The 1,137-nt window shown below is 52.4% G+C and carries 2 protein-coding genes; both read left to right on the top strand.

Annotated elements, in window-relative coordinates:
* Positions 1 to 232 (top strand): hydrogenase maturation nickel metallochaperone HypA (locus QCH34_RS13120; protein WP_300334775.1); only part of this gene is annotated, 232 nt, incomplete at its 5' end.
* A partial coding sequence (gene hypE, locus QCH34_RS13115; RefSeq protein ID WP_300334773.1) for a hydrogenase expression/formation protein HypE occupies positions 229 to 1,137 on the top strand: 909 nt, incomplete at its 3' end. The genes QCH34_RS13120 and hypE, both read left to right, overlap by 4 nt.

The following is a 1,137-nucleotide window of genomic DNA, read 5'->3' as shown; positions in this document are numbered from 1 at the left end:
TATGATAAATCCGGAGCAGGTCTCCTTTCTTTTTGAGACCCTCACAGCAGATGATCCGGTAATGAACGGAGCAGAGATCGTCTGTGAGACCATCCCCCCCAGAACCCGCTGTACATGCGGATATGAGGGTGAAGAGATCTATGTCTGCCCGGATTGTGGAAAACTCCCAACACTTGTTGCCGGAAAAGAGATTGTAGTGAAAAATATTGAGATAGATACAGGTGAAGAATGAAAGTCAATCTGATGCATGGTGCCGGTGGAGAGGTGATGGGGGAACTCCTCAGGACTCTGACAGCTTTCTCCCACAACAATGCTGGTGGTGTTGGTCTTGAAGCCCTTGACGATGGAGCAATTATTCCCATTAATGGCAGCAATATTATACTCACCACCGATTCCCATGTGGTCCGCCCCCTCTTTTTCCCGGGAGGAGATATCGGAAGGCTATCTGTCTGTGGCACGGTGAACGATCTTGCAGTTATGGGGGCACGGCCGATTGCCCTCACCTCTGCAATGATCATCGAAGAGGGTTTCTCTGTTGAGGATCTTGCCCGTATTGTTGCCTCGATGGATCTGGCACTCGGCGAAGCCGGTGCCAGTATAGTTACTGGTGATACAAAGGTTGTGGAACGGGGATCCCTCGATGGTATCATCATCAATACCGCAGGAATAGGGATAGCTGATCGCCCTGTGCGTGACAGCACCCTGCAGGAAGGGGATCTCATCATCTCCTCGGGCACACTTGGTGATCATGGCATATCTATTCTCTCATACCGCGAGGGCTTCGAATTTGGTGAGACGCTCAGGTCAGATGTTGCCCCGGTCTGGCCGATAGTTGAGCGTGCGCTCGCTGCCGGTGACATTCATGCAATGAAGGATCCGACCAGAGGTGGTTTTGCAGCTGCTATCAATGAGATGGCCCGGAAGAGCGGGTTTGGAATCCTGCTGGATGAAGAGAAGGTTCCGATTCGCAGGAGCATCAGGTCTGCGGCTGATATCCTTGGAATCGATCCCCTTCAGGTTGCAAACGAAGGTAAAGTGGTGATGGGGGTTGCAGCAGATGATGCAGAAGCCATCCTCTCGGCAATACGCTCCCACCCGACCGGCGCTGATGCTGCAATCATCGGCGAGGTTGTCTCA

It is taken from the genome of Methanocalculus sp. (assembly GCF_029762515.1).
Lineage (GTDB): Archaea > Halobacteriota > Methanomicrobia > Methanomicrobiales > Methanocorpusculaceae > Methanocalculus.
This window is presented reverse-complemented; position numbering and strand designations above follow the sequence as displayed.